The organism is Mesorhizobium sp. M0761, from assembly GCF_040320205.1.
GTDB lineage: Bacteria > Pseudomonadota > Alphaproteobacteria > Rhizobiales > Rhizobiaceae > Mesorhizobium.
Map to the genome: position 1 here is coordinate 39,653 of NZ_JAMYPF010000010.1, position 25,709 is coordinate 65,361.

General features: G+C 63.5%; 21 protein-coding genes, 1 other RNA gene and 1 pseudogene. 6 read left to right on the forward strand and 17 right to left on the reverse strand.

Going from position 1 to position 25,709, the window contains the following annotated elements; all coding sequences use genetic code 11:
* Window position 1: 1 nt before the first annotated feature.
* Genes ftsW through mraZ form a run of 9 tightly spaced genes read right to left on the reverse strand, consistent with a single transcriptional unit; the run spans window position 2 to window position 10,224 of the window.
* Window positions 2-1,153: a putative lipid II flippase FtsW gene (gene ftsW, locus NKI32_RS17800; protein WP_023668275.1), complete on the reverse strand. Its 1,152-nt coding sequence runs from the start codon at window positions 1,151-1,153 to the stop codon at window positions 2-4.
* The gene (gene murD, locus NKI32_RS17805; protein ID WP_023712435.1) at window positions 1,153-2,553 is read right to left on the reverse strand and encodes a UDP-N-acetylmuramoyl-L-alanine--D-glutamate ligase; all 1,401 of its coding nucleotides are present in this window, start codon (window positions 2,551-2,553) and stop codon (window positions 1,153-1,155) included. The genes ftsW and murD overlap by 1 nt, the downstream gene beginning before the upstream one ends.
* An 8-nt stretch (window positions 2,554-2,561) precedes the next feature.
* The gene (gene mraY, locus NKI32_RS17810; protein WP_023668273.1) at window positions 2,562-3,644 is read right to left on the reverse strand and encodes a phospho-N-acetylmuramoyl-pentapeptide-transferase; all 1,083 of its coding nucleotides are present in this window, start codon (window positions 3,642-3,644) and stop codon (window positions 2,562-2,564) included.
* A gap of 18 nt (window positions 3,645-3,662) precedes the next feature.
* Window positions 3,663-5,096, reverse strand: coding sequence for a UDP-N-acetylmuramoylalanyl-D-glutamyl-2,6-diaminopimelate--D-alanyl-D-alanine ligase (locus tag NKI32_RS17815; protein WP_352513478.1), 1,434 nt, complete (start codon window positions 5,094-5,096; stop codon window positions 3,663-3,665).
* Entirely contained in the window at window positions 5,093-6,547 is a 1,455-nt protein-coding gene (locus NKI32_RS17820) for a UDP-N-acetylmuramoyl-L-alanyl-D-glutamate--2,6-diaminopimelate ligase (RefSeq protein ID WP_353003079.1), read from the reverse strand. Before NKI32_RS17820 ends, NKI32_RS17815 begins: the two co-directional genes overlap by 4 nt.
* 54 nt (window positions 6,548-6,601) lie before the next feature.
* Window positions 6,602-8,326 (reverse strand): peptidoglycan D,D-transpeptidase FtsI family protein, encoded by a 1,725-nt coding sequence (locus NKI32_RS17825; protein WP_023682141.1) that lies wholly within the window; start codon window positions 8,324-8,326, stop codon window positions 6,602-6,604.
* Window positions 8,327-8,340: 14 nt separating this feature from the next.
* Window positions 8,341-8,733 carry a cell division protein FtsL gene (ftsL, locus tag NKI32_RS17830; RefSeq protein ID WP_023682142.1) on the reverse strand — a complete coding sequence of 131 codons (393 nt, stop codon included), beginning with the start codon at window positions 8,731-8,733 and terminating at the stop codon, window positions 8,341-8,343.
* Between the two features lie 4 nt (window positions 8,734-8,737).
* Window positions 8,738-9,754 (reverse strand): 16S rRNA (cytosine(1402)-N(4))-methyltransferase RsmH, encoded by a 1,017-nt coding sequence (rsmH, locus tag NKI32_RS17835; RefSeq protein WP_353003080.1) that lies wholly within the window; start codon window positions 9,752-9,754, stop codon window positions 8,738-8,740.
* Window positions 9,751-10,224, reverse strand: coding sequence for a division/cell wall cluster transcriptional repressor MraZ (mraZ, locus tag NKI32_RS17840; protein ID WP_023682144.1), 474 nt, complete (start codon window positions 10,222-10,224; stop codon window positions 9,751-9,753). Before mraZ ends, rsmH begins: the two co-directional genes overlap by 4 nt.
* A gap of 402 nt (window positions 10,225-10,626) precedes the next feature.
* Here mraZ and NKI32_RS17845 point away from each other — a divergent pair, with 402 nt between their 5' ends.
* The gene (locus NKI32_RS17845) at window positions 10,627-11,742 is read left to right on the forward strand and encodes a cystathionine gamma-lyase (protein WP_353003081.1); all 1,116 of its coding nucleotides are present in this window, start codon (window positions 10,627-10,629) and stop codon (window positions 11,740-11,742) included.
* A gap of 8 nt (window positions 11,743-11,750) precedes the next feature.
* Here NKI32_RS17845 and NKI32_RS17850 read toward each other — a convergent pair whose 3' ends face one another.
* The 7 genes from NKI32_RS17850 to NKI32_RS17880 all read right to left on the reverse strand — a co-directional run bounded on the left by NKI32_RS17850 (window position 11,751) and on the right by NKI32_RS17880 (window position 15,733).
* On the reverse strand, window positions 11,751-12,044 hold the full coding sequence (locus NKI32_RS17850; RefSeq protein WP_023668265.1) for a type II toxin-antitoxin system RelE/ParE family toxin: 294 nt from the start codon (window positions 12,042-12,044) through the stop codon (window positions 11,751-11,753).
* Window positions 12,041-12,325, reverse strand: coding sequence for a type II toxin-antitoxin system ParD family antitoxin (locus tag NKI32_RS17855; RefSeq protein WP_023668264.1), 285 nt, complete (start codon window positions 12,323-12,325; stop codon window positions 12,041-12,043). The genes NKI32_RS17850 and NKI32_RS17855 overlap by 4 nt, the downstream gene beginning before the upstream one ends.
* Before the next feature lie 179 nt (window positions 12,326-12,504).
* An RNA gene (rnpB, locus tag NKI32_RS17860) (RNase P RNA component class A) lies at window positions 12,505-12,902 on the reverse strand.
* 51 nt (window positions 12,903-12,953) lie between these two features.
* Window positions 12,954-13,658 (reverse strand): lytic transglycosylase domain-containing protein, encoded by a 705-nt coding sequence (locus tag NKI32_RS17865; protein ID WP_023744596.1) that lies wholly within the window; start codon window positions 13,656-13,658, stop codon window positions 12,954-12,956.
* Window positions 13,659-13,842: 184 nt separating this feature from the next.
* Entirely contained in the window at window positions 13,843-14,610 is a 768-nt protein-coding gene (locus NKI32_RS17870) for an N-acetylmuramoyl-L-alanine amidase (protein ID WP_023753535.1), read from the reverse strand.
* Entirely contained in the window at window positions 14,607-15,326 is a 720-nt protein-coding gene (locus tag NKI32_RS17875; RefSeq protein WP_023744594.1) for a J domain-containing protein, read from the reverse strand. Before NKI32_RS17875 ends, NKI32_RS17870 begins: the two co-directional genes overlap by 4 nt.
* 209 nt (window positions 15,327-15,535) lie before the next feature.
* Window positions 15,536-15,733: a hypothetical protein gene (locus NKI32_RS17880; protein WP_023668260.1), complete on the reverse strand. Its 198-nt coding sequence runs from the start codon at window positions 15,731-15,733 to the stop codon at window positions 15,536-15,538.
* Between the two features lie 177 nt (window positions 15,734-15,910).
* Between NKI32_RS17880 and NKI32_RS17885 the strand changes: the two genes are divergently transcribed.
* From NKI32_RS17885 to NKI32_RS17895, 3 genes and pseudogenes are all read left to right on the forward strand, one after another.
* Complete coding sequence (locus NKI32_RS17885) at window positions 15,911-19,870, forward strand: hydantoinase B/oxoprolinase family protein (RefSeq protein ID WP_353003082.1); 3,960 nt, start codon at window positions 15,911-15,913, stop codon at window positions 19,868-19,870.
* A gap of 31 nt (window positions 19,871-19,901) precedes the next feature.
* Window positions 19,902-21,200: a BtaA family protein gene (locus NKI32_RS17890; RefSeq protein WP_353003083.1), complete on the forward strand. Its 1,299-nt coding sequence runs from the start codon at window positions 19,902-19,904 to the stop codon at window positions 21,198-21,200.
* Window positions 21,197-21,853 (forward strand): annotated as a pseudogene (locus NKI32_RS17895) (class I SAM-dependent methyltransferase); the annotation flags it as partial. The gene NKI32_RS17890 and the pseudogene NKI32_RS17895, both read left to right, overlap by 4 nt.
* Before the next feature lie 124 nt (window positions 21,854-21,977).
* On the opposite strand, the gene NKI32_RS17900 reads toward NKI32_RS17895, so the two are convergent.
* Window positions 21,978-23,357, reverse strand: coding sequence for a serine hydrolase domain-containing protein (locus tag NKI32_RS17900; RefSeq protein ID WP_353003084.1), 1,380 nt, complete (start codon window positions 23,355-23,357; stop codon window positions 21,978-21,980).
* 284 nt (window positions 23,358-23,641) lie between these two features.
* Here NKI32_RS17900 and NKI32_RS17905 point away from each other — a divergent pair, with 284 nt between their 5' ends.
* Together NKI32_RS17905 and NKI32_RS17910 are read left to right on the forward strand one after the other, a co-directional pair.
* The gene (locus NKI32_RS17905) at window positions 23,642-24,439 is read left to right on the forward strand and encodes a glycoside hydrolase family 25 protein (protein ID WP_023668254.1); all 798 of its coding nucleotides are present in this window, start codon (window positions 23,642-23,644) and stop codon (window positions 24,437-24,439) included.
* A 32-nt stretch (window positions 24,440-24,471) separates the two neighbouring features.
* Entirely contained in the window at window positions 24,472-25,701 is a 1,230-nt protein-coding gene (locus NKI32_RS17910; RefSeq protein ID WP_488377202.1) for a lytic murein transglycosylase, read from the forward strand.
* Window positions 25,702-25,709 lie beyond the last annotated feature (8 nt).

Consider the following 25,709-nt stretch of genomic DNA (forward strand, 5'->3'; position numbering starts at 1 on the left):
ATCACTCCGCCGGCAGGGCGCGCTGCGACAGGGCAAAGCCCATCTGCTTGCGCTTTTCCGGTCGCTTGCGCGTCAGCGCCAGCACCATGCCCATCGAGATGGCAATGGCGATCTGCGAGGAGCCGCCATAGGAGATGAAAGGCAGCGTCATGCCCTTGGCCGGCATCAGTTGCAGGTTGACGCACATGTTGATGACCGACTGCAGGCCGAAGACGGTGACGAGACCGCCGACGGCGTAGCGGGTGAAATCATCATGTTCCTTCAATGCCGTGCTCAAGCCGCGCAGCACGATGAAGGCGAAGATCGACATGATGAAGAAGCACATGATCAGCCCGAACTCTTCGCCGGCGACCGAAAACACGAAATCGGCATGCGCGTCGGGAATGACCCGCTTGACCGTGCCCTCGCCCGGGCCGACGCCGAACCAGTGGCCGTTGATCAGCGCCTCGCGGCCCATGTCGACCTGGAACGTGTCGCCTTCGCCGGTCAGGAATTTGTCGATGCGGGCGGCGACGTGCGGGAACACCGTATAGGCGGCAAACAGGCCGCCGGCGCCGGTGGCGCCAAGCGCGATGATCCATAGCCATGGCAGGCCGGCCATGAAGAACATGACGCCCCAGGTGCCGGTCACCAGCATGGTCTGGCCGAGATCGGGCTGCGCCACCAGAAGCGAGATGACCAGGATCAGCAGCAGCATGGCAAACAAATTGCCGGGGATGTCGGGCTGGCGCTTGTGTTCGGCGAACAGCCAGGCGCAGACGATGACGAAGGCGGGTTTCAGAAATTCCGACGGCTGGATCGACATGCCGACAAACGACACCCAGCGCCGCGCGCCCTTCACCTCGACGCCGATGTAGAGCACGGCCACCATCAGCACCAGCATGATGCCCAGGATGATCAGCGCCATGCGCCGGATCTGCCGCGATTCCAGGAAGGAGACCGCCAGCATCACGCCGAGCGCCGGCACGGTGAAGATGATCTGCCTGGTGGCAAAGTGGAAACTATCGAGGCCGATGCGTTCGGCCACCGCCGGGCTTGCCGCAAAGGACAAGACGATGCCAAGCCCCATTAGCGACAGGAACGCCGCCAGGAACCAGCGATCGATCGTCCACCACCAGGTTGCAACCGGGCTTTTGTCGAGACGGCTTTGCATTATCGTGCCCCTCCGATGGGTTTGACACCCTCGATAGCATTCGCAGCTTGCCTGAAGGCTTCGCCGCGAACTTCGAAATTCTTGAACTGGTCGAAACTGGCGCAGGCCGGCGACAGCAGCACCACCACCTCGCCGTTGTCATCCTTGGCCGAGTCTTTCGCGGCATGGTCGACCGCGGCGGCCAGGGTGCCCGAGATTTCATAGGGCACGGCTTCGCCGAGCGTCGCCGAGAACGCGGGCGCCGCCTCGCCGATCAGATAGGCCTTGGCGATGCGTGGGAAAAAACCGCGCAGCGGCTCGATGCCGCCTTCCTTGGGCAGTCCGCCGGCGATCCAGTAAATGCGCGAAAAACTCGACAGCGCGGGTGCCGCCGCATCGGCATTGGTCGCCTTGGAATCGTTGACAAACAGCACGTGGTCCTTGCGTCCGACCTGCTCCATGCGATGCGCGAGGCCTGGAAAGCTCTCCAGTCCCGCCTGGATCTCGCCCAGGCTCAAGCCGACCCTGAGGCAGGCGGCAACAGCGGCAAGCGCGTTCTGCGCATTGTGCTGGCCGCGCAACGAACCGATGCCTTCGAGGAAGGCGACGCGGCTGTAGCGGCCATGGACGGCTTCCATCAGATCGGAACCGTCTGCGAAATAACCGTCGGTCAGCGGCAGCCGCTTGGAGATGCGGATCACCTCCCGGCCCGCCCTCTCCAGCCGGTCAGCGATCTGCGCGCACCAGGAATCGTCAACGCCGACGATCGCCGTCTCGCTGCCGGCAACCAGCCGCTCCTTGATCGAAGCGTAATGCTGCATGGTGCCGTGGCGGTCGAGATGGTCGGGCGTCAGGTTGAGCAGGATGCCGGCCGTCGGGTTGATCGAGGGCGCGAGATCGATCTGGTAGGACGAACACTCGACGACATAGTCCCGGTCAGCCTGCGGTGGATCGAGCGTCATGATGGCCCGGCCGATATTGCCGCCCATCTGCGTGTCGCGCCCTGCCGATTTGAGGATATGCGCGGTCAGCGCCGTGGTCGTCGACTTGCCGTTGGTGCCGGTGATAGCGATGAACGGCGCATCAGGCGCGCGCGCAATCCGCTCGCGGCAGAACAATTCGATATCGCCGATCACCTCGACGCCGGAGCCACGCGCCAACTCCACCGTCCAGTGCGGCTTGGGATGCGTCAGCGGCACGCCGGGCGAGAGCACGAAGGCCGAGAATTTCGACCAGTCGGCGCCGCGCAGATCGGCGGTCGCAATGCCTTGGTCAGCAGCCTTGGCGACGCTATCGGGATTGTCGTCCCAGGCAAGCACGTCGGCGCCGCCCTCGATCAGCGCGCGCGCCGTGGCGATCCCCGAGCCACCGAGCCCGAAGAGCGAAACGCGTTTGCCCGAAAAGGATGCGGCGGGGATCAAGCGGGTTCCTATCTCAGCTTGAGGGTCGACAGGCCGACCAGCGCCAGGATGACGGCGATGATCCAGAAGCGGATCACCACCTGGCTTTCGGTCCAGCCGAGCTTTTCGAAATGATGATGGATCGGCGCCATCAGGAACACGCGCTTGCCGGTCATCTTGAAGTAGCCGACCTGAATGATGACCGACAGGATTTCCACGACAAACAATCCGCCGACAATGACCAGCACGATCTCGTGCTTGGTGGCGACCGCGACCGTACCGATCAGGCCACCCATGGCCAGCGAACCGGTGTCGCCCATGAAGATCGCCGCCGGTGGCGCGTTGAACCAGAGGAAGCCGAGGCCGGCGCCGATGACGGCGCCAAGCACGACAGCCAGCTCGCCGGTGCCGGGCACGAAATGGATCTGCAGATATTCGGCGAACACCGCATTGCCGGAGAGGTAGGCGATGACGCCAAAGGATGCCGCCGCGATCATGATCGGCACGATCGCCAGCCCGTCGAGGCCATCGGTCAAATTCACCGCATTGCCGGCGCCGACAATGACGAAGCAGGAGAACGGCACGAAGAACCAGCCGAGATTGATGATGAATTCCTTGGCGAAGGGGAAGGTCAGCGACGACGAGAACGGCGCCTGGCCATTATGCATGATCGCCCAGGCGGCGATGCCGGCGATGACGAATTCCAACGCCAGCCGCGCCTTGCCGGAAAAGCCGAGATGCGACTGCTTGGTTACCTTGAGATAGTCGTCGTAAAAGCCGATCGAACCGAAGCCCAGCGTCACCAAGAGCACCACCCAGACATAGATCGAGGAGAGGTTCGCCCATAGAAGCGACGAGCCGACGATGCCGCACAGGATCATCAGCCCGCCCATCGTCGGCGTGCCGGCCTTCTTGAAATGCGTCTGCGGGCCATCGGCGCGGATCGGCTGGCCCTTGCCTTGCCGCAGCCTCAGCGAATTGATGATGGTCGGCCCGAAGATGAAGACGATCAGCGCCGAGGTGATCAGCGCACCGCCGGTGCGGAAAGTTATGTAGCGGAAGACATTGAAGACCGAGACCTTGTCCGCAAAATCGACGAGCAATGTAAACATGCGATTCCGTCCCCCGGACTAGTTCTGTTTCGTGCCTGCGGCTTCCGCCGGATATTTGCCGAGCAAGGCCTCGACCAGCTTTGAAAAGCCGATGCCTTTCGACGATTTGATCATCACCACGTCGCCTGCCTCCAGCGTCGACAACAGCAGCGGCTTCAATTCCTCGGCGCCGGCGCGGTATTCCGTTTTGATCTCGTCGGGCAGGATGTCTGCCAGCGCCCGCATTTCCGGGCCGCCGAGAAAGACCGTGTGCGTGCCGGTCCCGACGATCAGTTCGGCCAGGGCTGCATGCAGCTTGGCCGAATGGTCGCCGAGTTCGAGCATGTCGCCGAGCACGGCGATGCGCCGGCCCTCGCCCGTGACAGGCGTCGCGTTGAGCAGTGCCATGGCGGCAGCCATCGAGGCCGGATTGGCGTTGTAGCTCTCGTCGATCAGTGTGATCGGTCCCTTGGGATGGCGAAGCACATGGCGCTTCCCACGGCCACGCTCGGCGGAGAGATCGGCCAGCGCTTCCGCCACCTTTGCGATGTCGGCTTCAACGAGATGCGCCGCGCCAAGAACGGCGAGCACATTCTGCACCATGTGGCGGCCGGGCGCGCCGATCCGGGCAACGACATCCTGCCCGCCGATCCTGGCGGTGATGTCGGAATGATCGGCATGCAGCTCGCATTTGGTCAGCTTGTAGGTCGACCGTGCATTCTCACCGAAGCCAAAGACATGTTCGACGCCGGCGGCCCGCGCCATCTTGTCGAGCAGCTTCCATCGCGCATCGTCGCGGTTGAGCAAGGCCGCACCGCCGGGCTCGATGCCTTCAAAAATCTCGGCCTTGGCCTTGGCGATCTCGTCGAGATTTCTAAAGAAGCCAAGATGCGCCGCGGCGATCATCGTGACGATGGCCACATGTGGCCGGACCATCTTGACTAACGGCCGGATCTCGCCGGGATGGTTCATGCCGATCTCGAACACCGCATAGTCGCAATCGCCGGGCATGCGCGCCAGCGTCAGCGGCACGCCCCAATGATTGTTGAAGGACTGCGCCGAAGCATGCACCGTGCCGACGGCCGACAGCACATGACGCAGCGCCTCCTTCGTGGTGGTCTTGCCGGCCGATCCTGTCACCGCGATGATCTTTGCATTGGACCGGGCGCGGGCGGCAACACCGAGTTTCTCCAGTGCTGCCAGCACATCCTGCACGACGATCATCGGCGCCGTCAGCCGCCCGAGCGACGGCAACTTGCCCTCGGCAACGATCAGCACGCCGGCGCCGGCCTTGATCGCCGCGGTCGCGAAGTCATGGCCGTCCATCGCCTCGCCCTTGATGGCGAAGAAGGCGTCGCCCGGCTGCAGGCTGCGGCTGTCGATCGAGATCCCCGAAATTCCCTCCGGCATCGGCCCGAGCGGCCGACCGCCCATGGCGTCGACCAGCGCCTCGGAAGTCCAGAGCACGCTCATGCGGCCCGCTCCCGCAGCGCCGAGCGGACTTCTTCGTGGTCGGAGAACGGAAATGTCTCGGCGCCGATGGTCTGGCCCTCTTCATGGCCCTTGCCGGCAACGATCAGCGTATCGCCCGCTTTGAGCATGGCGACCGCTTCGTGGATCGCCTTGCGGCGGTCGCCGATTTCAATGGCGCCGGGTGCGGCTGCCAGGATCGCGGCACGGATCGTTTCCGGCACTTCCGAGCGCGGATTGTCGTCGGTGACGATGACGACATCGGCGAGCCGCGTGGCGATCTCGCCCATGATCGGCCGCTTGCCCCGGTCGCGGTCGCCGCCGCAGCCGAACACGACGATGACGCGGCCGGTGGTGAACGGGCGCACGGCGGCCAGCACATTTTTCAGCGCATCCGGCTTGTGGGCATAGTCGACATAGACGGGCGCGCCATTGGCGGTGGCGCCGACAAGGTCGAGCCGTCCCGGTGCCCCCTGAAGTTTCTCCAATGCCATCAAGGCTTTGGCGACCGGCGTTCCAGTGGAAATGGCCAGCCCGGCCGAAACCAGGGCATTGGCGATCTGGAAGTCACCTGCGAGCGGCAGGTCGATCTCGTAGAGCACGCCGTCGGCTTCGACCTCGGCGCGCTGGCGGTGGCGCTCGTGCTCGACCCGCTTCAGGCGCAGGAAATCGCCATGGCGGCCGACCGTCAGCACCTTGAGCCCGGCGGCCTGCGCAGCCTGGATGGTCGGCGCCGACCACGGATCGTCGGCAAAGATGACCGCCGGCGCGCCTTTCGGCAGCAGCGTGTCGAACAGGCGCAATTTGGCGCGATGGTAGTCCTCGACCGTCGGATGATAGTCCATATGGTCGCGGCCGAGATTGGTGAAACCGCCCGCGGCGAGCTTGACGCCATCAAGGCGGCGCTGGTCGAGACCATGGCTGGAAGCCTCCATCGAGGCGTGGGTGACGCCGGCCTCCGCCAATTCCTTGAGCAACTGGTGCAAAGCCACTGGATCGGGTGTGGTCAACGAACCGTAGTCGTTGCGGCCCGGCGCCACCACGCCGGTGGTGCCAATGGACGCGGCGGCAAAGCCGGCCTGCTCCCAGATCTGCCGGATGAAGGCGGCGACCGAGGTCTTGCCTGCGGTGCCGGTAACCGCGACCATGGTCTCCGGCTGGCTGCCGAAGAAACGTGCCGCGCTCAGCGCCAGCGCCAGGCGTGGGTCGTCGACGCTGAGCACCGGGACGGACAGGCCGGAAACGGCGCTGGCGTTGCCAACGACGACCGCCGCTGCGCCGCGCTTTGCCGCATCGGCGGCATAGGCCGAACCATCCGCCTTGCTGCCGGCGAGCGCGAAAAAGACCACGCCGGTCTTGACCGTGCGGGAATCCGACGAAATCCCGGTTACCTCCACATCGCGGGAAGATGTTCCCTCGACAGGCAGGATACCGGCTAAATCTCTCAGGTGCATCGAACCCCGTTTATCTCAACAAAATGGCGCGCAGTTGCCGGCGCGCCCTAAGAATCACTGATAGGAAACCAGCGTTGCGCCATTTTCATGGCTGAAATCTGGCTTCACGCCAAGCATGGCGGCTGCCCGCCTGATGATGTTTCCGGCCATGACACCCGCATTGTTGGCGGCGACGTCGGTCATTCCGGGCTTTTCCGGGTGCGGAGCGTCAGCGATCGTAAACACCAGATACTGCGGATCGTCCATCGGGAAGGCGGCGACGAAGGTGTTGAAATTCAGTTCCTTCGAGTAGCGGCCATTGATCACCTTCTCGGCGGTTCCGGTCTTGCCGCCAACGCGGTAGCCGGGGGCCCTGGCGTTTCTGGCCGAGCCTTTCTCAGCATTGAGCGTGTAGAGGTAGCGCATGCCCTCCACAGTCTTTTCGCTGACCACTCTCTTGGCCACCGCCATGGCATCCTGCTCGCTGCGGACCAGGAAAGTCGGCGGGATCAGGTAGCCCTGCATCAGCGCCGCGCAGCCGACGGCCGCCTGCAGCGGCGTCGTCGACACGCCATGGCCGAAGGCGATGGTGAAGGAGTTGACCTGCTTCCAGACCTTCGGTTCGGTCGGGCGGGCGACTTCAGGCAGTTCGGTCTGCATCCTGTCCAGAAGGCCAAGGCGATGCAGGAATTCGCGGTGCCCCTCGATGCCGACCATTTCGGCCTCACGGGCCGATCCGATATTGGAGGAGTAAAGGAACACCTCCGGCAATGACAGCACGCGGTTCTTGCCGTGGAAATCGTGGATGGCCTGATGGCCGACCCGGATTGGGTGCGAGGCGTCGAAACGGCTGTTCATGTTCGCCTTGCCGGAATCGAGCGCCATGGCCGAGGTAAAGCTCTTGAAGGTCGAGCCCATCTCGTAGAGGCCGGCCGACATGCGGTTCAGGCGGTCCTTGTCCTGCGCATTGAAGGGATTGTTCGGATCGAAATCCGGCACCGAGGCCATCGCCACCACTTCGCCGGTCTTGATGTTGAGCACGACGGCGCCGGCGCCCATGGCGCGATAGCGCTCGAGGCCGGCGGCAATCTCGTCGCGCACCACATGCTGGACGCGCAGGTCGATCGACAGCTGAACCGGCTTCAGATCCTTGGCGATCGCCAAGCCTGAGGCCTGCAGGTCGCTCAGGCCCTGCTCGTCAATGTACTTCTCCATGCCGGAGATGCCCTGATTGTCGATGTTGGTGAGGCCGACAATGTAGGACGAGGTCACGCCGGCAGGATAGAAGCGGCGCTTTTCGGTGCGAAAGCCGATTCCGGGAATGCCGAGCTGCATGATGTCGGCCTGCTGCTTGGGCGTCAGCTGCCGCTGCAGCCAGACGAAGCCGGCGCCGCTCTTCAGCTTGTGATAGGTCTGCTCGGGGTCGATATCTGGCAGAATGGTCGACAGCTTTTCGATCGCCTCGTCGGCATCGACGATGCGGCGCGGCTCGGCAAACAGCGATGCCGTCTTGATGTCGGTCGCCAGCACCTCGCCGTTGCGGTCGACGATGTCGGGACGCGACGCCGTCACCCGGCTTTGCGGCCCATTCGACATGTCGGGGGACTGGAAACCGAGATAGACCAGCCGCCCGGCGATGGTCGAATAGATGCCGAAGAACACCGCCATCGTCATCACGATGCGGGTCTTGGCCTTGCCGCCGGTCGCCTTGCGAGCGCCTTCGACCACGATGGAGCCGTCCTCGCCGGTCCGTGCGCGGCGCTTCAGCAATTTGCCGACCGACGGAAGTTTGGCGCGCATTGGAAATCCAGCGATCATTGGACGATGGCTCCGGTGACCACGGGATCCTTGTCGGCTGGTCCTTTGCCGGAATTGTCGGCCATGCCGCCAAGCCGTTGCGACGACAGGTCCTCGATGTTGAGCGGTTTTGCCGGCAGGTCGTCGAGCCCGACGATCTGCCGCGCATTGACCGGCTCGAGTGCGAGCTGCGATTTGTAGATTTCAGCCAGCTTCTGCAGGCGCGACGGCTGGGTCAGCAGGCTCCAGTCGGCCTTGAGCAGGTCGATCGTGTCCTCCTCATAGCGGATCTGCGCCTCGATCTTCTGCACCGAAGCCAGCTGTTCCTCGGCCTCGCGCTTGGCCTTGTAGGTCAGGGCCGCGGCCGAGACCATGACGGCGATCAGGACTATGTCGCTGGTTCGAAACACGTATTCACCTCTCTCGCGGCGCCTGGATGCCGGGAAGCTTTGGAAGGCCGAAAATGGTGAGATCACCGGCGCGCGCCGGCGCCTCGGTGCGGATGGCGGCACGCAGCCTGGCCGAGCGCGCCCGCGGATTGGCAGCGACTTCGGCATCGCCTGCCGTCACGCCGCCACCAGCCTTGCTGAAGGTCGCGGTGCGCACGTGCGCCTCAGGCAAATGACGTGAGCCGGTGGCGACATCGGCGCGGTCGGCGATGAAGCGCTTGACGATGCGGTCTTCCAGCGAGTGGAACGTCACCACGGCAAGCCGCCCGCCGGGCTTCAATACCCGCTCGGATGCCATTAGGGCTTTGGCCAATTCGCCCAGCTCGTCATTGACGAAAATGCGCAGCGCCTGGAAGACGCGGGTGGCCGGATGGATCTTGTCTTTCGGCGCGCGGCCGATATGCGTCTCGATGGCGTCGGCGAGATCAAGCGTACGCTCAAACAACCGTTTTTCGCGGCGGCTCTCGATCATGCGGGCAATGCGCCCGGCGTTACGCTCTTCGCCGAGGAAGCCGAAGATGCGGGCAAGGTCGCCTATCTTGAACGAATTGACGACGTCGGCAGCACTCAAACCCGCCTGCGCCATGCGCATGTCGAGCGGCCCGTCCGTGCGGAACGAAAAGCCGCGCTCGGGCTGGTCGACCTGCATGGAGGAAATGCCGATGTCGAGGACAACGCCGTCGGCGCTTTCGACCTGCTCGTCCAGCGTCGAAAATGGCGCCTGCACCAGCCTTAGCCTGCCGCCGGATTGCTGTTCCAGGCCGCGCCCGGCGGCAATCGCATCGGGATCGCGATCGATCGCCACCACCGAGGCGCCGCTCGCCAGGATCGCCTTGGTGTAGCCGCCGGCGCCAAACGTGCCGTCGACGATCACATCGCCGGCTTTGGGTGAGAGCGCCTCCAGCACTTCGGCGAGGAGGACCGGAATGTGGCGGACCGGTCCGCCAACGGCGCTGAGATCATCGCCGTGATCCGCCATCATTCCGGCCGCTCCCCAGCCTTGGCCTCGTGAGCCTTCGTCCCCTGCCGAAGCTGCAAAAGCCGAGCGCGCGCCTGCGCCCCATAGGCGGCCAGCCGTCCAGGCTCCCAAACTTGAAAGAAATTGCCACGGCCGACAAAGGCCACTTCGCTCGTGATGCCCGTATGCTCGCGGATGAAATCGCTCATCGTGATGCGGCCATCCTGATCGAGCTTCAGGAACGTCCCGTCGCCATGGCAGAAGAACGACATATCGTCCGCCGTCTGCAAAAAAGGGTCTTCCAGCGCGATGCGCTGTTCGTAGCGGTCGAGCAGATCGAGGCCGCCGACGTCCATCGCAGGCACGTCCAGTCCGCGCAGCGCGTAGAGCTCCGAATAGCCGCGTTTCTGCACGACAGCGCGGAAATGCGCCGGAACGGAGACCCGCCCCTTCGCATCGATCCTGTTCACCGCGCTTGACAGAAACCGGTCCATGACACGCTGCAGCCGCTTCCGCCGCCGCACCCCTCTCCATGTTTTCGTCCGCGCCGAAGCGCGTCCCCTGCCGAAAATCCGCTTCGGTCCCAGCGGCAAAACCCCGCAAACGCACAGCCGCCGCGGCTGCCCGATTGGCGTACGCTTTACCCTGACGCGGAACGAAGGCTTTGGTATCGAAATGGGATATCATGGGGCACTATGGGCGTCAACGGGAACAGGCTTCACAAACGCGCGCGCCACAACCGGTGAGAGCAGCTCTGACAACACTCCCGTCTTTATCTCCCATTAAGCCTAACGAACCGTTTAGAGCGGGCTGGCCCAAGCGGAAGCGGCTTGCCGCGCATCACTGCCGCGAATAGCGTCGTCAGTCTTTTCGCTGAGCAACAAGGTCAGAAATCCATGTCCGAAACAGCAAGGTCCCGCGCGGCCTCCCTTGCCCATCTGCGGCGCGACGGACTTGCCAAAGGCGACCCCATCCCATTGGCGCTGACCATGGCCGCTATTTTCCACAACCCGGGCGACGGCGCCGGCTACAGCCAGTACGGCCGCTACAGCAACGCCACCTGGGATGCAGTCGAGCACATGCTGGCGCATCTCGAAGACGCGCCATGCGTCGGCTTCCCATCCGGAATGGCGGCAATCTCGGCGGTGTTTTTCGGCCTGTTGAAATCCGGCGACCGCGTGCTTTTGCCTTCGGACGGCTACCATGCCACACGGGCGCTGGCGGAACGCTTCCTCAAGCCCTTCGGCGTCGCCTATGATCTGCGGCCGACAGCTACATTCCTCGATGGCGGCTTCGGCGGCTACCGCCTTGTCTACGTTGAAACCCCGTCAAATCCGCGATTGGACATTTGCGACATTACAGCCGTCACCGAGGCCGCGCACCAAGCGGGCGCGATCGTCGTCGTCGACAACACCACGATGACGCCGTTCGGCCAGCGCCCGCTCGATCTCGGCGCCGACATTGTCGTTGCTGCCGACACCAAGGCGGCCAATGGGCATTCCGACGTGCTGTTCGGCCATGTCGCCAGCCGCAATCCAGATATCATCGCGGCCGTCACCGGCTGGCGCGAGACCGCGGGCGGCATTCCCGGCCCGTTCGAGGCTTGGCTGGTGCATCGCGGCCTGGAGACGCTGGAGGTACGCTTCGACCGCATGTGTTCTTCTGCCGAGGTGATCGCGAAGCGCCTGAAAAACCATCGCGCCGTTAGCGGCTTGCGCTACCCCGGGCTGGAGGGCGACCCGTCGCACAACCTCGCCCGGGCGCAGATGGAGCGCTTCGGCTTCCTCATGTCCTTCGAACTCCTCTCCCAGGAAAAGGCCGAGGATTTCATCAACAACTGCACGCTGATGCAGGCGGCAACGTCGTTCGGGGGTGTCCACACCTCCGCCGAGCGGCGGGCCAAGCGAGGAGATTCGGTTCCGCCCGGCTTCGTGCGCCTGTCGGTGGGCTGCGAGCCGGTGGAAGAACTCTGGCAGGCGATCGAGGCATCGCTGGACAAGATCGGCATCTGAGCTGGCGGTTAGGTCACCAAGTCGTCGGCGCCAATATCGCGCCTGCCGTGCAAAACGCGGACGATCTCGATCGCGTCTTCGCCCATGCGATACAGAGTGACATATTCGCCGACGATCAGATGACGAATGCCGGGCGCGATATCATCGCGCGGCGCACCTGAGAACGGGTGCAAGGTGAGCAGTGTCCAGCGCCTCTCCAAAGCGTCCACAAGGCGCATGGCTCCCTTTGGGCTATGTTCCGCAATGTAGTCACCGATGCCTTCGACATCTGATATCGCCTGAGGAAGCAGCCGATATTTCACTCTTCCGAGCCTGCAGCTTCCGACATCCTGTGATATTTGGCTCGCAGCCGGTCCATGAAGGGCTGGCCGTCCACCGCCGGTCCGCTGTCGATCCCCTCCTGAACCAGCCTGCGCAGTTCCTCGACCGTATAGCCGAGCAGATCGCGGCGGTCTTTCCATTGCCGCAGCGCATCACGGATGACTTCGCTGGCCGAGGCATATTCGCCGGCGGCCACGACATCGTCGACCGCCGCCGCCAGTTCCGGCGAAAGCGTGATGCTGCGTTTGTCGACATGACCCATGGCGTGCTCCTGATCAAACCACGACGATCATGGTACGATTAAATCGTACCAGCTTCAAGAATGCGTTTGTCTCGACCCACCCGGTGCAGTTGATTCAATCGCTCAAGCACCTGAATCGTCAGCTGCGCCCGAAGGCGCAGACTGCTGATCCCAAAGGATTAATCGCGATATGGGGAGAAATTGCCAGCTGGCCTGTAAGCCGGGTTTTGTATGGCCCTCGCCCCTTTCGGGGCGAGAACGTGGCGGCCATTCATCTTGGGCGCATGTTGCCATGCGCCTCACGCAACCTACCCGGACGGTGAGCCGGAAACAGCCCTCGAAGGTTTCCCCTCGCACCGTCCCTATTCGGTCTTGCTCCCGGTGGGGTTTACCGTGCCGCTCCTGTTGCCAGTCGCGCGGTGGGCTCTTACCCCACCCTTTCACCCTTGCCCCGATAAATCGGGGCGGTTTGCTTTCTGTGGCACTTTCCCTGGGGTCGCCCCCGCCGGCCATTAACCGGCACCGTGTCTCCATGGAGCCCGGACTTTCCTCACCCGCAGCCTTTCGGCTTTGCGGGTGCGGCCGCCCGGCCAGCTGGCACAGCGTATAAAGGGGTTCACGTTCCAAAACGCAAATGAAAAAGCAGACTTTATGCCGGCGATCCCAATGCCGCCAACTGCACCTTGACCTTGCCGCAATAGGCCGCCGACACCGGGTTCATCCGCGTCGCGGCATGGCCGGCATTGTATTTCAGGATCGTGCCGCAGGTGGTGCCGCCGCCGAGATTGCGCGCCATGGCAAGGTACTTCATGCCGTATTTGATGTTGGTGTCGGGATCGAACAGACCCTTGGCGGAGCCGCTATACCCCATCATCCGCGCCGTTGCCGGCTTGATCTGCATCAGGCCGATTTCACCCGCGCTGCCGACGATGTTCGGCCGGTAGTTGCTCTCGATCTTGATGACCGCCTGGGCCAGCGACACCGGCACGCCTTCGGCCGCGGCATAGCGGGCAATGATTGCCGAATACTGGCCGCCAAGCGCGGCTGCCGCAGTCGACTCCGCAGCGGTGCTTGGGCGGATCGATGCGGTCGTCGTCAGGTCGACGCTCTTCCTGTTGCGCTTAAAATGCCTCTTGGCCGTGGCTTTTCTGGCCTTCACCACGGCTGCTTTGCGCACATTCGCGGTGGTTGCCCTTTTTGCTTTCGGGTTTGCCTTCGTCATGGTGGCTTTGGCGGGTGCGGCGATGAAGCCCTGGTCTGCCCTCTGGCTCAGTGGTGCGGCATCGGCCGTGCTGAAGGTAAAAGTCATTACGCCGGCAGCAATAGCTGCCGTTACAACGGTCAATTTCTGCATGTGGTCCCGTTCTGTTTGGCCGCGCGAAGATCTTCACGCAGCAACGCCTAATCAATATCGGAGCATCCGGGGGGCTGGAGGTCCGATAACTTGCACGAACTGCCTTTGAGGGCGGAATTTGTGTCGAACAAGGCGAGGCAATTCACTTTCAGTGACAGGCTGTAACTTGAATATCAGGAAACGATTATTTAGACGCAACTGACCTAAGGGAAGTCAGCAGGCTTTGCAGCGTGCTAGACGTAGAGCCGTCGGCGACACCATCCACCAGGCGCGGTCGGAAATGCCGTTGAAAAGCTTCGACGACGATTTCGGTCTGGCGGTCGAAGACACCTGATATCTCGACGCCATAGCCATAGAGCGCCAGCATCGACTGCAGTGTCTCGACCTCGGCGCCGGTATCGCCGGCTTTCAGCACCGCGCCGCGCCGGACCGGCGCCGCAGGCACGAGATGGCCGACCCCGGCCGCAAACAGCGCCTTCCAGGGGAATTTCTCGCCCGGGTCGATCTTGCGCCCCGGCGCTATGTCGGAATGGGCAAGCACCCTTTGCGCCGAAATGCAATGGCGTTCGATGATACCAAGGCAAAGCCCGATCACCGCTTCCACCTGCCGCTTGGGAAAGGCCGAATAGCCGAGCGAATGGCCGGGATTGACGATTTCGATGCCGACCGAACAGGAGTTGATGTCGGTACGCCCGAACCAGGAACTTGCACCGGCATGCCAGGCGCGGTCGCTTTCGCGCACCATCTGGATAATGCGACCGTCCTCATGGACGAGGTAGTGCGACGAGACTTCGCTTGCGGGGTCGCACAACCAGGCTTCCGCGGCAGCACCAGTCGCCATGCCGGTATAGTGCAGCACGATCATGTCGGGCCTGAGGGTTTCGCGCCGCGGGCCGAAATTCGGCGATACCCTGACCTCCGCGCTTGGCTCGTCGGGCGGGAAGCCGCTCATGCGTGCCTGAGGCCCCGCTCGATCATTTCATAGGCCGCGTTGATCGCCGCGACCCTGGTCGTTGCAATCTTGATGAATTCCTGCGGCAGGCCGCGCGCGATCAGCCGGTCCGGATGATTGTCGGAGACCAGCTTGCGGTATCGCTTCCTGACCTCCTCGAACGGTTTCCCGCGCTCAATGCCGAGCACGATATAGGGATCGCCGGCGCCGAGATTGACGTGCCTGGCCAGGATGGCCTCGTAGTGCACCTCGTCGATGCGGAAAATCTCGGCAATACGGTGCAGGAAAATCCCTTCGCGCTCATGCACCAGCCCGTCCGCCTTGGCGATATGGAACAGACCGTCGAGTATGTCTTCCAGCATGACGCAGTTCGAATGGCCCGAGCCGCACATCTGCGCCATACTCTCGGCATAGGTCTCGAACCCGGCGACGTCGCGCTTGGCCAGATCGTAAAGCCGCGCCACATTGCGGGTCTGTTCTCGCGGCACCTCGAATATTTCCTGGAACGCGCGAACCTCGTCCTGGGTGACGATGCCATCGGCCTTGGCCATCTTGGCTGACAGCGCAATCATCGCCACAGAGAAGGCGACGCGCCGGCGCAGATCGGCGTCACCGGAGAAAACCGTGCGCACGGCCTCGACCACATCGGCTACGCCGGACGTGGCTGAAGATGAAACGCGGTTGATGAAGTCGCCGAGGCGATCCCAAATCGACATGAGCGCTTATTAGGGCCGCCGGCCATCGCTATCAAGCCAAGACAGCGCCGCAGAGTGGATCGAATTCACGCAAGCAACCGACGCGCCAGATCCCAAACCGTAGGAAAGAGCCGGTTCAAGACCCTTGAGCCCCGAATCGACCTAAACGCAGGAAGGCCGGCGCGAAGCCGGCCTCCTCTCTCGTCACGTCAAAGTGACCGAGACTGCTGCTACTGCGCGGGGGCAGGAGCAGGTGTTGCCGGAGCCGGTTCTGCAGGCTTCGGTGCATCCGGCGTCGCCGGCTTCATGGGCTCGGCGGCTGGCGGATTGGTGCTCTGGGTGGTGGTGTTATCCGTACCGCTGTCGCTGCAGGCGGCAACGCCGAACAGGGCCAGGGCGGAAACGGAAGCAAGAATGAGCTTTTTCATGACATCTCTCCTTCAACACACGCTCACGTTGCGGTGAACGGTCGAAGGCAAAATGCATCAAACGGCCATGAGTTTCGTAACGTTGCGTTTCCTGATGTAACATCCGCGCACTACCGATTGCGGGCCGGGCGATGCCGAACTAACAGTCTGGACCCAAATGCAATGCCGGAGTTCTGCGTGGACAAGAAATGGGATTTTTGGATCGACCGCGGCGGCACCTTCACCGACGTGATCGGACGTGATCCGCAAGGCGGTTTGCATCCCAGGAAATTCCTGTCGGAAAATCCCGAAGCCTATCCCGACGCGGCCATAGCCGGCATCCGCGAGCTTCTGGGGCTGAAATCCGGCACCGCTATTCCTCCGGGCCTGGTCGGTGACGTCAAGATGGGTACCACCGTTGCCACGAATGCGCTGCTGGAGCGCAAGGGCGACCGTGTGCTTTTGCTCATCACCAAGGGCTTTCGCGATGCGCTGAAGATCGCCTATCAGGCGCGGCCGGACATCTTCGCCAAGGAGATCATCCTTCCGGAACAGCTCTACGAGCGAGTCATCGAGATCGACGAGCGTGTGCGCGCCAATGGCGAGGTCGAGCGCTTGCTCGACATCGCCGCCTGCCGGCCCGCCATCGAACAGGCGAAGGCCGACGGCATCGATGCGGTGGCCATCGTCTTCATGCATGCCTGGAAATATCCCGACCACGAGAAGGCGGTGGCGAAAGTCTGCCGCAAGATCGGGTTCAGCCAAGTCTCGGTCAGCCATGAGGTCTCGCCGCTGATCAAGCTGGTCGGCCGCGGCGACACTACCGTGGTCGATGCCTATCTGTCGCCGATCCTGTCGCGCTATGTGCAAAGGGTGGCGGGAGAACTGGGCGCGATGCCAATCTCCCCACTTGTGGAGGGTGAGGAGCGGTCGGCCAAAGGCCGAGAAAAAGCCGACGATTTGGCTTTTTCAGCGACGAACGCCCGGAGCCATAGCGAAGGGCAGTCGGCAAAGCCGACAGGGGGGGTTCTCTCAGGAGGCACCACCAAAGCGTCGAGCACTGCCGCGGCGACCCCACCCGGCGGCTTCGCCGCCACCCTCCCCTCGAGGGGGAGGGAGAACCCTCGCCTGATGTTCATGATGTCGTCGGGCGGGCTCACCGCCGCCGACATGTTTCAGGGCAAGGACGCGCTGCTGTCCGGCCCGGCCGGCGGTGTCGTCGGCATGGTCGAAACGGCGAAACTCGCCGGTTTCGAGAAAGTCATCGGCTTCGACATGGGCGGCACCTCCACCGATGTCGCCCATTTTGACGGCGAGTATGAGCGCGCCTTCGACACCGAGGTTGCCGGCGTGCGCATCCGTGCGCCGATGATGCGCATCCATACCGTCGCTGCCGGCGGCGGCTCGATCCTGCATTACGAAGCCGGCCGCTTCCGCGCCGGGCCGGATTCCGCCGGCGCCAATCCCGGCCCCGCCGCCTACCGGCGCGGCGGCCCGCTTGCCGTCACCGACGCCAATGTCATGCTGGGCAAGCTGCAGCCCGATTTCTTCCCGGCAATTTTCGGCCCAGGCCAGGACCAGCCGCTGGACGTCGCCGCCGTGCATAAAAAATTCGCGGCGCTCGCCGCCGAAATCGGCGATGGCCGCACGCCGGAAGCCGTCGCCGAAGGGTTCGTTACCATCGCGGTGGAAAACATGGCAAACGCCATCAAGAAGATTTCCGTGCAGCGCGGCTACGATGTCACCGAATATCTCTTGAACTGTTTTGGCGGCGCCGGCGGCCAGCATGCCTGCCTGGTTGCCGACGCGCTCGGCATGGAGGCGGTACTGATCCACCCCTTCTCCGGTCTGCTCTCAGCCTATGGTATCGGCCTGTCGTCGGTTTTCGCGTCGCGCCAGCAGGCACTCCTGAAGCCGCTTGCCGAAGAATCCAGGACCGAGATCGGCAGCCTCATCGGCACGTTGAAAAAAGCCGTCATCGCCGAATTGGCAGCGCAAGGCATTGCGCAGGACAAGATTGCGGCAAAGCCGGTGCTGCACATCCGCTATGACGGCACCGACACCACGCTGCCGGTGAATTTCGAACAGGACTCTATCTTCCAGGCCAGGCGCGATTTCGAATTGGCCCACAAGGCGCAGTTCGGTTTCGTCTATGACGACAAGCCGATGATCGTCGAGACCGTTGGCGTGGAAGGCGCCGAGATCGTCGAGACCACGGCCGAAGCCGTTGCGCCCGCCGGACCGGCAATGGTTGAAGCGGGTGCGTCGGGAACGCGGCGCATCTACACCGAGGGCCGCTGGCATGAGGCCGGCATCCATCGCCGCGAAAACCTGCGCCCATCCAATCTGGTCCCAGGCCCCGCTTTGATCATCGAGCCGAACCAGACCATCGTCGTCGAGCCGGGCTGGCAGGCCGAAATCACCAACCTCAATCACGTCGTCATTCGCCGCACGGAACGGAAAGTTCGCACGGCTGCCCTCGGTACCGAAGCCGATCCGGTGATGCTGGAGGTCTTCAACAACCTCTTCATGTCGATCGCCGAGCAGATGGGCGTCACGCTGCAGAACACCGCCTATTCCGTCAACATCAAGGAAAGGCTGGACTTTTCCTGCGCCGTCTTCGACCGTCATGGCGCGCTGGTCGCCAACGCGCCGCACATGCCGGTGCATCTCGGCTCCATGGACCGCTCGGTCGAAACCATCATCCGGCTGAACTCCGGCGACATCCATCCCGGCGACGTCTTTGCGCTGAACGCCCCCTATAATGGCGGCACGCATTTGCCTGATATCACCGTGGTGACGCCGGTGTTTTCCCTCCCCCTTGAGGGGAGGGTGGCCGCGCAGCGGCCGGGTGGGGTCCTCTCAGAAGGCACCACAAGAGCGTCGAGCACTGCCGCAACGACCCCCTCCGGCGGCTCCGCCGCCACCTCCCCCTCAAGGGGGGAGGAAGTAATCTTCTACGTAGCCTCGCGCGGCCATCATGCCGATATCGGCGGCACTGCCCCCGGCTCGATGACGCCGCTTGCCACCACAGTCGACGAGGAAGGCGTGCTGTTCGACAATTTCCGCGTTGTCGATCGTGGAAAATTCCGCGAGACGGAGTTGCAAACGCTGCTCACCGACCACCCCTACCCCGCCCGCAATCCGCACCAGAACATCGCCGATCTCAAGGCGCAGATCGCCGCGAACGAAAAGGGCGTGGCGGAATTACGCAAGATGGTCGGCCATTTCGGCCTCGACGTCGTCGAAGCCTATATGGGCCATGTCCAGGACAACGCCGCCGAAAGCGTGCGCCGCGTGCTGGAGCGGCTGCCCGATAGTTCTGAGTACGAATACCCGACCGACACCGGCCAGGTGATCAAGGTGAAGATTACCGTCGATCGGCAAAAGCGCGAGGCGACCGTGGACTTCACCGGAACGTCGAAGGTCGAGAAGAACAATTTCAATGCGCCGGAGCCCGTCGCCCGTGCAGCCGTGCTCTATGCCTTCCGTGTCATGGTCGAGGACTTGATCCCGATGAATGCCGGCTGCCTGCGGCCGATCAACATCATCATCCCCGACGGCTCGATGCTGAAGCCGGCCTACCCCGCCGCTGTCGTCGCCGGCAATGTCGAGACCTCGCAGCACGTCACCAACGCGCTGTTCGGCGCCATGGGTGCCATGGCCAATGCGCAAGGCACGATGAACAACCTGACCTTCGGCAACAAGCAGTACCAGTATTACGAGACCATCTGCTCCGGCTCGCCGGCAGGCCGGATGAACTCCGGCCGCGGCTTTGCCGGCACATCCGGCGTCCACACCCACATGACCAATTCGCGCCTGACCGACCCGGAGGTGCTGGAACTGCGCTTTCCCGTTTTGCTCGAGGATTTTCACATTCGCGAGGGCTCCGGCGGCAAAGGCAAATGGGATGCCGGTGACGGCACCAGGCGGACGATCCGTTTCCTCGAAAAGATGGAATGCGCCATACTGTCCTCGCACCGCAACCGCCCGCCGCAAGGCCTCGATGGCGGCGGTGACGGCGAGGTCGGCTCGACCAAGGTCCGCCGCCAGGACGGCAGCGTCGAGACGCTGAAGGCCTGCGACCAGACCGTGCTCGACGCCGGCGACGCCGTCATCCTGACGACGCCGACGCCGGGCGGGTTTGGCAAGGCCTGAACTCGCGTCAACAGGCTGTCACCCGCCTGTCATGCCCCTGAGTTACCCGCTTGCGGCAAAGCAAATGGGGAATCACTTTGCCATGACGGACGTCTCCTCGGATCTCGTTTTTCGCCGCGGCAAGGAAGTTGGAAAAGCCGTCTACCAGAACCGCCCGCTTTCGCAGGCCGGCCTTTCCGAACGACTGTTTGCGCTGCTGTTTTCCGGCCTTGTCTATCCGCAGATCTGGGAAGACCCTGAAGTCGACATGGAGGCCATGCAGCTTGGCCAGGGCCACCGCCTCGTCACCATAGCGTCGGGCGGCTGCAACATCCTCGCCTACCTCACCCGCTCGCCTGAACGCGTCGATGCGGTCGACCTCAACGCCGCCCACATCGCCTTGAACCGGATGAAGCTGGAGGCGGTGCGGCATCTGCCCTCGCAGGGCGATCTGTTCCGTTTCTTCGGCGCCGCCGACACCAACCACAATTCGCAAGCCTATGACCGCTTCATCGCGCCGCATCTCGACCCGGTCAGCCGCCACTATTGGGAGCGTCGCAGCTGGCGCGGCCGCCGGCGCATCACCGTCTTCGATCGCAATTTCTACCAGACCGGCCTGCTCGGCCTGTTCATCGCCATGGGCCACCGCATCGCCAAATTCTTCGGCGTCGATCCCGCCGGTATCATGGCGTCGAAGAGCCTCGCCGACCAGCGCCGCTTCTTCAACGAAGAGCTGGCGCGGGTCTTCGACAAGAAGCTGTTGCGCTGGGCTACCTCGCGCAAGGCTTCGCTGTTCGGCCTCGGCATTCCGCCGGCGCAGTACGATTCGCTGATCACCTCGGGCGATGGTTCGATGGCCAGCGTGCTGAAGGCCCGGCTGGAAAAGCTCGCTTGCGATTTTCCGCTGAAGAACAACTACTTCGCTTGGCAAGCCTTCGCCCGTCGCTATCCCAATCCGGGTGAGGCCGCCCTGCCCGCCTATCTAGAAGAGGCCAACTACAAGGCGATCCGCAACAATGTCGATCGCGTCGGCATCCACCACGCCAATCTGATCGAATTTCTGGCCGGCAAGGACGCAAGCACCGTCGACCGTTTCGTCCTGCTTGACGCGCAGGACTGGATGACGGACGACCAGCTCAATGCCCTTTGGTCGGAGATCACCCGCACCGCCTCGGTCGGCGCCCGAGTCATCTTCCGCACCGCCGCCGAGCCCAGCCTGCTGCCGGGCCGCGTCTCGATCTCGCTGCTCGACCAGTGGACCTACGAGGACGAGGCCTCGCGCGACTGTTCGGCCCGCGACCGCTCTGCGATTTATGGCGGCTTCCACCTCTATGTGAAGCGCGCGGCATGAGCGCGAGCGGGCTGCCGGCCGATCATGCCGAACTGATGGACGGCGTCTACCGCTGGCAGCGCCACATCTACGACCTGACCCGCAAATACTATCTGCTTGGCCGCGACCAGATGATAGTCGGGCTGGATGTGCCGGCGAATGGCAGAGTGCTCGAACTTGGCTGCGGCACCGGCCGCAACATCGCGCTTGTCGCCCGCCGCTATCCCGACGCCCGCCTCTACGGCCTCGACATCTCGGCCGAGATGCTGGAGACGGCGAGCAAGGCGATCGGCCGCGACGGCCTGTCCGGCCGCGCCGTGCTGGCGCGCGGCGACGCCACCGATTTCGACGCCAAGACGCTGTTCGGCGTCGAGCGCTTCGACCGCATCTTCGTGTCCTATTCGCTGTCGATGATCCCCGGTTGGGAAAAGACGGTTTCGGCAGCCCTTGCGGCACTCGCGCCCGGCGGCTCGCTGCATGTCGTCGATTTCGGCCAGCAGGAAGGCTTGCCCAACTGGTTCCGGACATTGCTGCGCGGCTGGCTCAAGAAATTCCATGTCACGCCACGTGAATCATTGCGCGAAGTCTTGGAATCGGAATCTCGGCGAACCGGCGCAAGCTTCTGTTTCCGCGCGCTTTATCGCGGCTATGCCTGGCTGGCGGTCGTCAAGATCGCGCACTCTTCCCTCCCCCTCGATGGGGGAGGTCGCGCCGAAGGCGCGGGTGGGGGTGAAGTGCCAGGCACCCCGCCCCGACGCTACGCGCCGACCCTCCCCATCAAAGGGAGGGTAAAGAGAGCTAGCGCAGTGCCTTCATCAGCGCGCCGACCATCACCTGCGGCCGGTAACCGAGCTTGGCGGGCGTCAACCCCAGCCGCACCACCACCAGTTGCTCCGACGGGATGATGGCGACCGTCTGGCCGTCATGGCCCTCCATCCAGTAGGTATCGTTGGGCAGGCCGGCGGCGACGCCGGCGCCGGGATTTCCTTCGTCCCCCGGGGCTTCGATCCAAAGTTGCCCCTTGCCGTAGACTTTCGAGGCCGGTGCCGGTTCGCGCATCCAGTCGACGAAACCGGCCGGCAGGATCTGGTTGCCGTTCCAGATGCCGCCCTGCAGCAGGAATTGGCCGAACCGCGCCCAGTCATGCCCGGTGGCATAGAGGTAGGATGAGCCGACAAAGGTACCCTCCTCGTCGGTTTCGAGCACCGCGCTTTGCATGCCGAGCGGCCCGAACAGCGCTGTCCTTGGCCACATCAGCGCCTTGTCCTTGTCGCCGATAGCATCCTGCCACAGCCGCGACAGCATCACCGCCGTGCCGCTCGAATAGGAAAAGACCTTGCCGACGTCGCCGGTCAGCAGCTTGGCCTCGGCGAAGCCCGCCATATCCGGTTCGAGGTAGAGCATGCGCGTCACATCGGCAACGTCGCCATAATCCTCGTTGAACTCGAGTCCGCTCGACATCGCCATCATATCGGCAAGGCTGATGGCGGCGCGGCCGTCCGCCTTCCATGAGCCGAACAGGCCCTGATTGGTCACCGCCATCTTGCCGTCCTTGACCAGCGTGCCGACGAGCGCGGCGTTGACTGTCTTGGTCATCGACCAGCCGAGCAGCGGCGTTTTCGCCGAAAAGCCGTCGCCATAACGCTCGGCAACAATGCGGCCATTTTTGACCACCACCACGGCGCGCATGCCGATGCCGGTCATCGCCGCACCGTCGAGGATCTTGTTGATTTCGGGATTTTGCGAGGCGTCGACTCGATCTCCCCCGGGCCACAGATCGCCCTTGGTGGCCGCCGACGCCTCGGCAGGGATTGACGTGCGCCGTGCCTTGCCGACGTCGCCATCAGGAACCGAGGCGCAACCCAGGCCGGCGCGCGCAACGGCAACGCTCTTGCCGAGGAAGCCAAGCAGCCCGGCCGAGACGGTCCCCCTGTTCTTGTCGACCGACACCTTCATCAGCCTGAGCAGCGGATGGCCGGGCGCCTGCACGTCGATGGCAAGCACCTCATTGGGATCACGGCCGGCGATAAAAACATTCGAGCAGACAATCTTGGCGGAATAGCCGGAACCGACGCGGATCAGGTCGGGCGGCGCGACGTAGAGCCAGGCAAACAGGGCGGCTATGGCCAACACGACCAGGCCGAGCAGCCATTTGATGATCTTCACGGCGATCCGCATCTTTCCGTCCCTGCTTTTCCGCTGCCCGTGGCTTGCGGCCCGATTTTATGTCATCGATTTGCCGCCATTGCTTCCGCAAAATCGGTGTTCTTGTCGAGCGCCGTCAACCTGTTATCAACCATGATCGGCGATCACTGGTGCATGTCGCCCAAAAGTGCGCAGCGGTTTTGGAACAACGACATGCACGAAAATAGCGTATCAGGCGATGCTGTGGGGCGATCGCCTGAGGGGCACCTGCAACGACAACCCAACAGCGACCGGCTGATTCCGGCTCGGGAAATGCGATGCGCCGTTTCGCGGCCCTCATCACGTTGACGCTGCTGGCCGCCTGCTCGACCGCCGGCGATCTCGTGCCCTCGATGTCGCCATCCAGCAGCCCGACGGTTGCCGTGCGCGCACCGCGTTTCGAAGACTCCAAGCCGCATGAATGGGATAGCGGCGCGCCTTGGAACTATGCCGTTCACGGCACCGACGTCTCCAAATACCAGACCTCGGTCGACTGGCCGACGGCCAAGGCCAGCGGCATCTCCTTCGCCTTCATCAAGGCGACCGAGGGCGGCGACCGTTTCGACGAGTATTTCAACGAGCATTGGTCGCGCACCAAGGCCAATGGCATTCCGCGCGCGGCCTACCATTTCTTCTATTTCTGCACGCCTGCCGCCACCCAGGCGCGCTGGTTCATCCAGAACGTGCCCGTCGACCGCTCGGCCATGCCGCCGGTGCTCGACATGGAGTGGAACCCGCAATCGCCGACCTGCCGGCTGCGCCCGGATTCGGCGACGGTGCGGGCCGAAATGACCACCTTTCTCGAGATGATCGAGCGGCACTATGGCAAGAAGCCGATCATCTACACCTCGGTCGACTTCTTCGACGATAACGACCTTTCGACGTTCCGCGGCTATCCCTACTGGCTGCGCTCGGTGGCCGGCCACCCCCGCCAAAAGTACGGCAGCCACCCTTTCACCTTCTGGCAATACACCGGAACCGGTATCGTTCCCGGCATGACCGGCAAGTCCGATATCAACGTCTTCAACGGCACTGAGGCAGCCTGGAAAAAGTGGCTGCGGCAGAACACCCGTTGACACCGGCTCTGCCGCCTGCTTTTCGACGTCCCATGCGCACCTACCTGCAACCACTGGGATATCCACGCCGGAAACGATCGAGGAGCCGATTGCGCTCCGGGCTGCTCGCGGGCCTGCTGCTCGGCGCTACGGCGATGCCGGCGGGGGCGCAGGAATGCGGCGGCGACTTCGAAACCTGGAAGCAAGGCGTGGCGGCGGAAGCCAGGGCGGCCGGTGTCGGCGCTGTCGGCCTTGACGCGCTGGAAGCCGCCACCATCGACGACAAGGTGCTGGCGCGCGATCGCGCCCAGGGCGTCTTCGCCCAGACCTTCATCCAGTTCTCCAACCGCATGATCTCGGCCTACCGGCTGAAGCAGGGCGCGGCCAATCTGAAGAAATACGCCGAAGTCTTCGCGCGCGCCGACCAGCAGTTCGGTGTCCAGGCGCCGATCATCACCGCCTTCTGGGGGCTGGAGACCGATTTCGGCGCCGTCCAGGGCGATTTCCACACGCTGAGCGCCTTGGTGACGCTGTCGCATGACTGCCGCCGGCCGCAGCTGTTTCGGCCGCAACTGGTGCCGCTGTTGACGCTGATCGATCGCGGTGTCGTTCCGGCCGACGTCACCGGCGCCTGGGCCGGCGAGATCGGCCAGACGCAGATCCTGCCTTCCGATTATCTGGCGCGCGGCGTCGACGGCGACGGCGACGGCATCGTCGACCTCAGGCGCAGCGTACCCGACGTAATCATGACCACGGCCAACAAGGTGCTGTCGCGCGGCTGGAAACGCGACCAGCCCTGGATCGAGGAAGTGCGCGTGCCCGAGGACATGCCCTGGGAGCAGACCGGCCGCACCAACAAGCTGCCGCTGTCGCAATGGGCCGCCTGGGGCGTCACCAACCCCGATGGCACGCCGCTGATCGACAATGGCCTGAAGGCCGGCCTGGCGCTGCCGATGGGCCGCAAAGGTCCGGCCTTCCTAGCCTACGACAATTTCGACGTCTATCTCGAATGGAACCAGTCCTTCACCTACGCGCTGACCGCCGCCAACTTCGCCAGCCGGCTGGCCGGGGCAAAGCAGTTCGACCCGCGCAATCCCGAAACCGGTCTCAATGGCGATCAGATGAAGGAATTGCAGACCAAGCTCGAAGCCAGGGGCTATGACGTCGGCACCGTCGACGGCATTCTGGGCACCAACACCCGCGAAGCCATCCGCAAGGAACAGATGCGGCTCGGCATGCCGGTAGACGGCTGGCCGACGCCGGAGCTTTTGGGGAAACTGTGAGTAGAATC

Coding starts and splice junctions, on each gene's coding strand:
- NKI32_RS17845 (WP_353003081.1), top strand. CDS start 10,627: ATGTCCGAAACAGCAAGGTCCCGCGCGGCCTCCCTTGCCCATCTGCGG.
- NKI32_RS17820 (WP_353003079.1), bottom strand. CDS start 6,547: ATGCACCTGAGAGATTTAGCCGGTATCCTGCCTGTCGAGGGAACATCT.
- NKI32_RS17900 (WP_353003084.1), bottom strand. CDS start 23,357: ATGCGGATCGCCGTGAAGATCATCAAATGGCTGCTCGGCCTGGTCGTG.
- NKI32_RS17905 (WP_023668254.1), top strand. CDS start 23,642: ATGCGCCGTTTCGCGGCCCTCATCACGTTGACGCTGCTGGCCGCCTGC.
- mraY (WP_023668273.1), bottom strand. CDS start 3,644: ATGTTTACATTGCTCGTCGATTTTGCGGACAAGGTCTCGGTCTTCAAT.
- NKI32_RS17855 (WP_023668264.1), bottom strand. CDS start 12,325: ATGGGTCATGTCGACAAACGCAGCATCACGCTTTCGCCGGAACTGGCG.
- NKI32_RS17910 (WP_488377202.1), top strand. CDS start 24,472: ATGCGCACCTACCTGCAACCACTGGGATATCCACGCCGGAAACGATCG.
- NKI32_RS17890 (WP_353003083.1), top strand. CDS start 19,902: ATGCCCCTGAGTTACCCGCTTGCGGCAAAGCAAATGGGGAATCACTTT.
- ftsW (WP_023668275.1), bottom strand. CDS start 1,153: ATGCAAAGCCGTCTCGACAAAAGCCCGGTTGCAACCTGGTGGTGGACG.
- rsmH (WP_353003080.1), bottom strand. CDS start 9,754: ATGATGGCGGATCACGGCGATGATCTCAGCGCCGTTGGCGGACCGGTC.
- NKI32_RS17870 (WP_023753535.1), bottom strand. CDS start 14,610: ATGAGCGGCTTCCCGCCCGACGAGCCAAGCGCGGAGGTCAGGGTATCG.
- NKI32_RS17825 (WP_023682141.1), bottom strand. CDS start 8,326: ATGCGCGCCAAACTTCCGTCGGTCGGCAAATTGCTGAAGCGCCGCGCA.
- NKI32_RS17815 (WP_352513478.1), bottom strand. CDS start 5,096: ATGAGCGTGCTCTGGACTTCCGAGGCGCTGGTCGACGCCATGGGCGGT.
- NKI32_RS17865 (WP_023744596.1), bottom strand. CDS start 13,658: ATGCAGAAATTGACCGTTGTAACGGCAGCTATTGCTGCCGGCGTAATG.
- mraZ (WP_023682144.1), bottom strand. CDS start 10,224: ATGGACCGGTTTCTGTCAAGCGCGGTGAACAGGATCGATGCGAAGGGG.
- NKI32_RS17875 (WP_023744594.1), bottom strand. CDS start 15,326: ATGTCGATTTGGGATCGCCTCGGCGACTTCATCAACCGCGTTTCATCT.
- NKI32_RS17880 (WP_023668260.1), bottom strand. CDS start 15,733: ATGAAAAAGCTCATTCTTGCTTCCGTTTCCGCCCTGGCCCTGTTCGGC.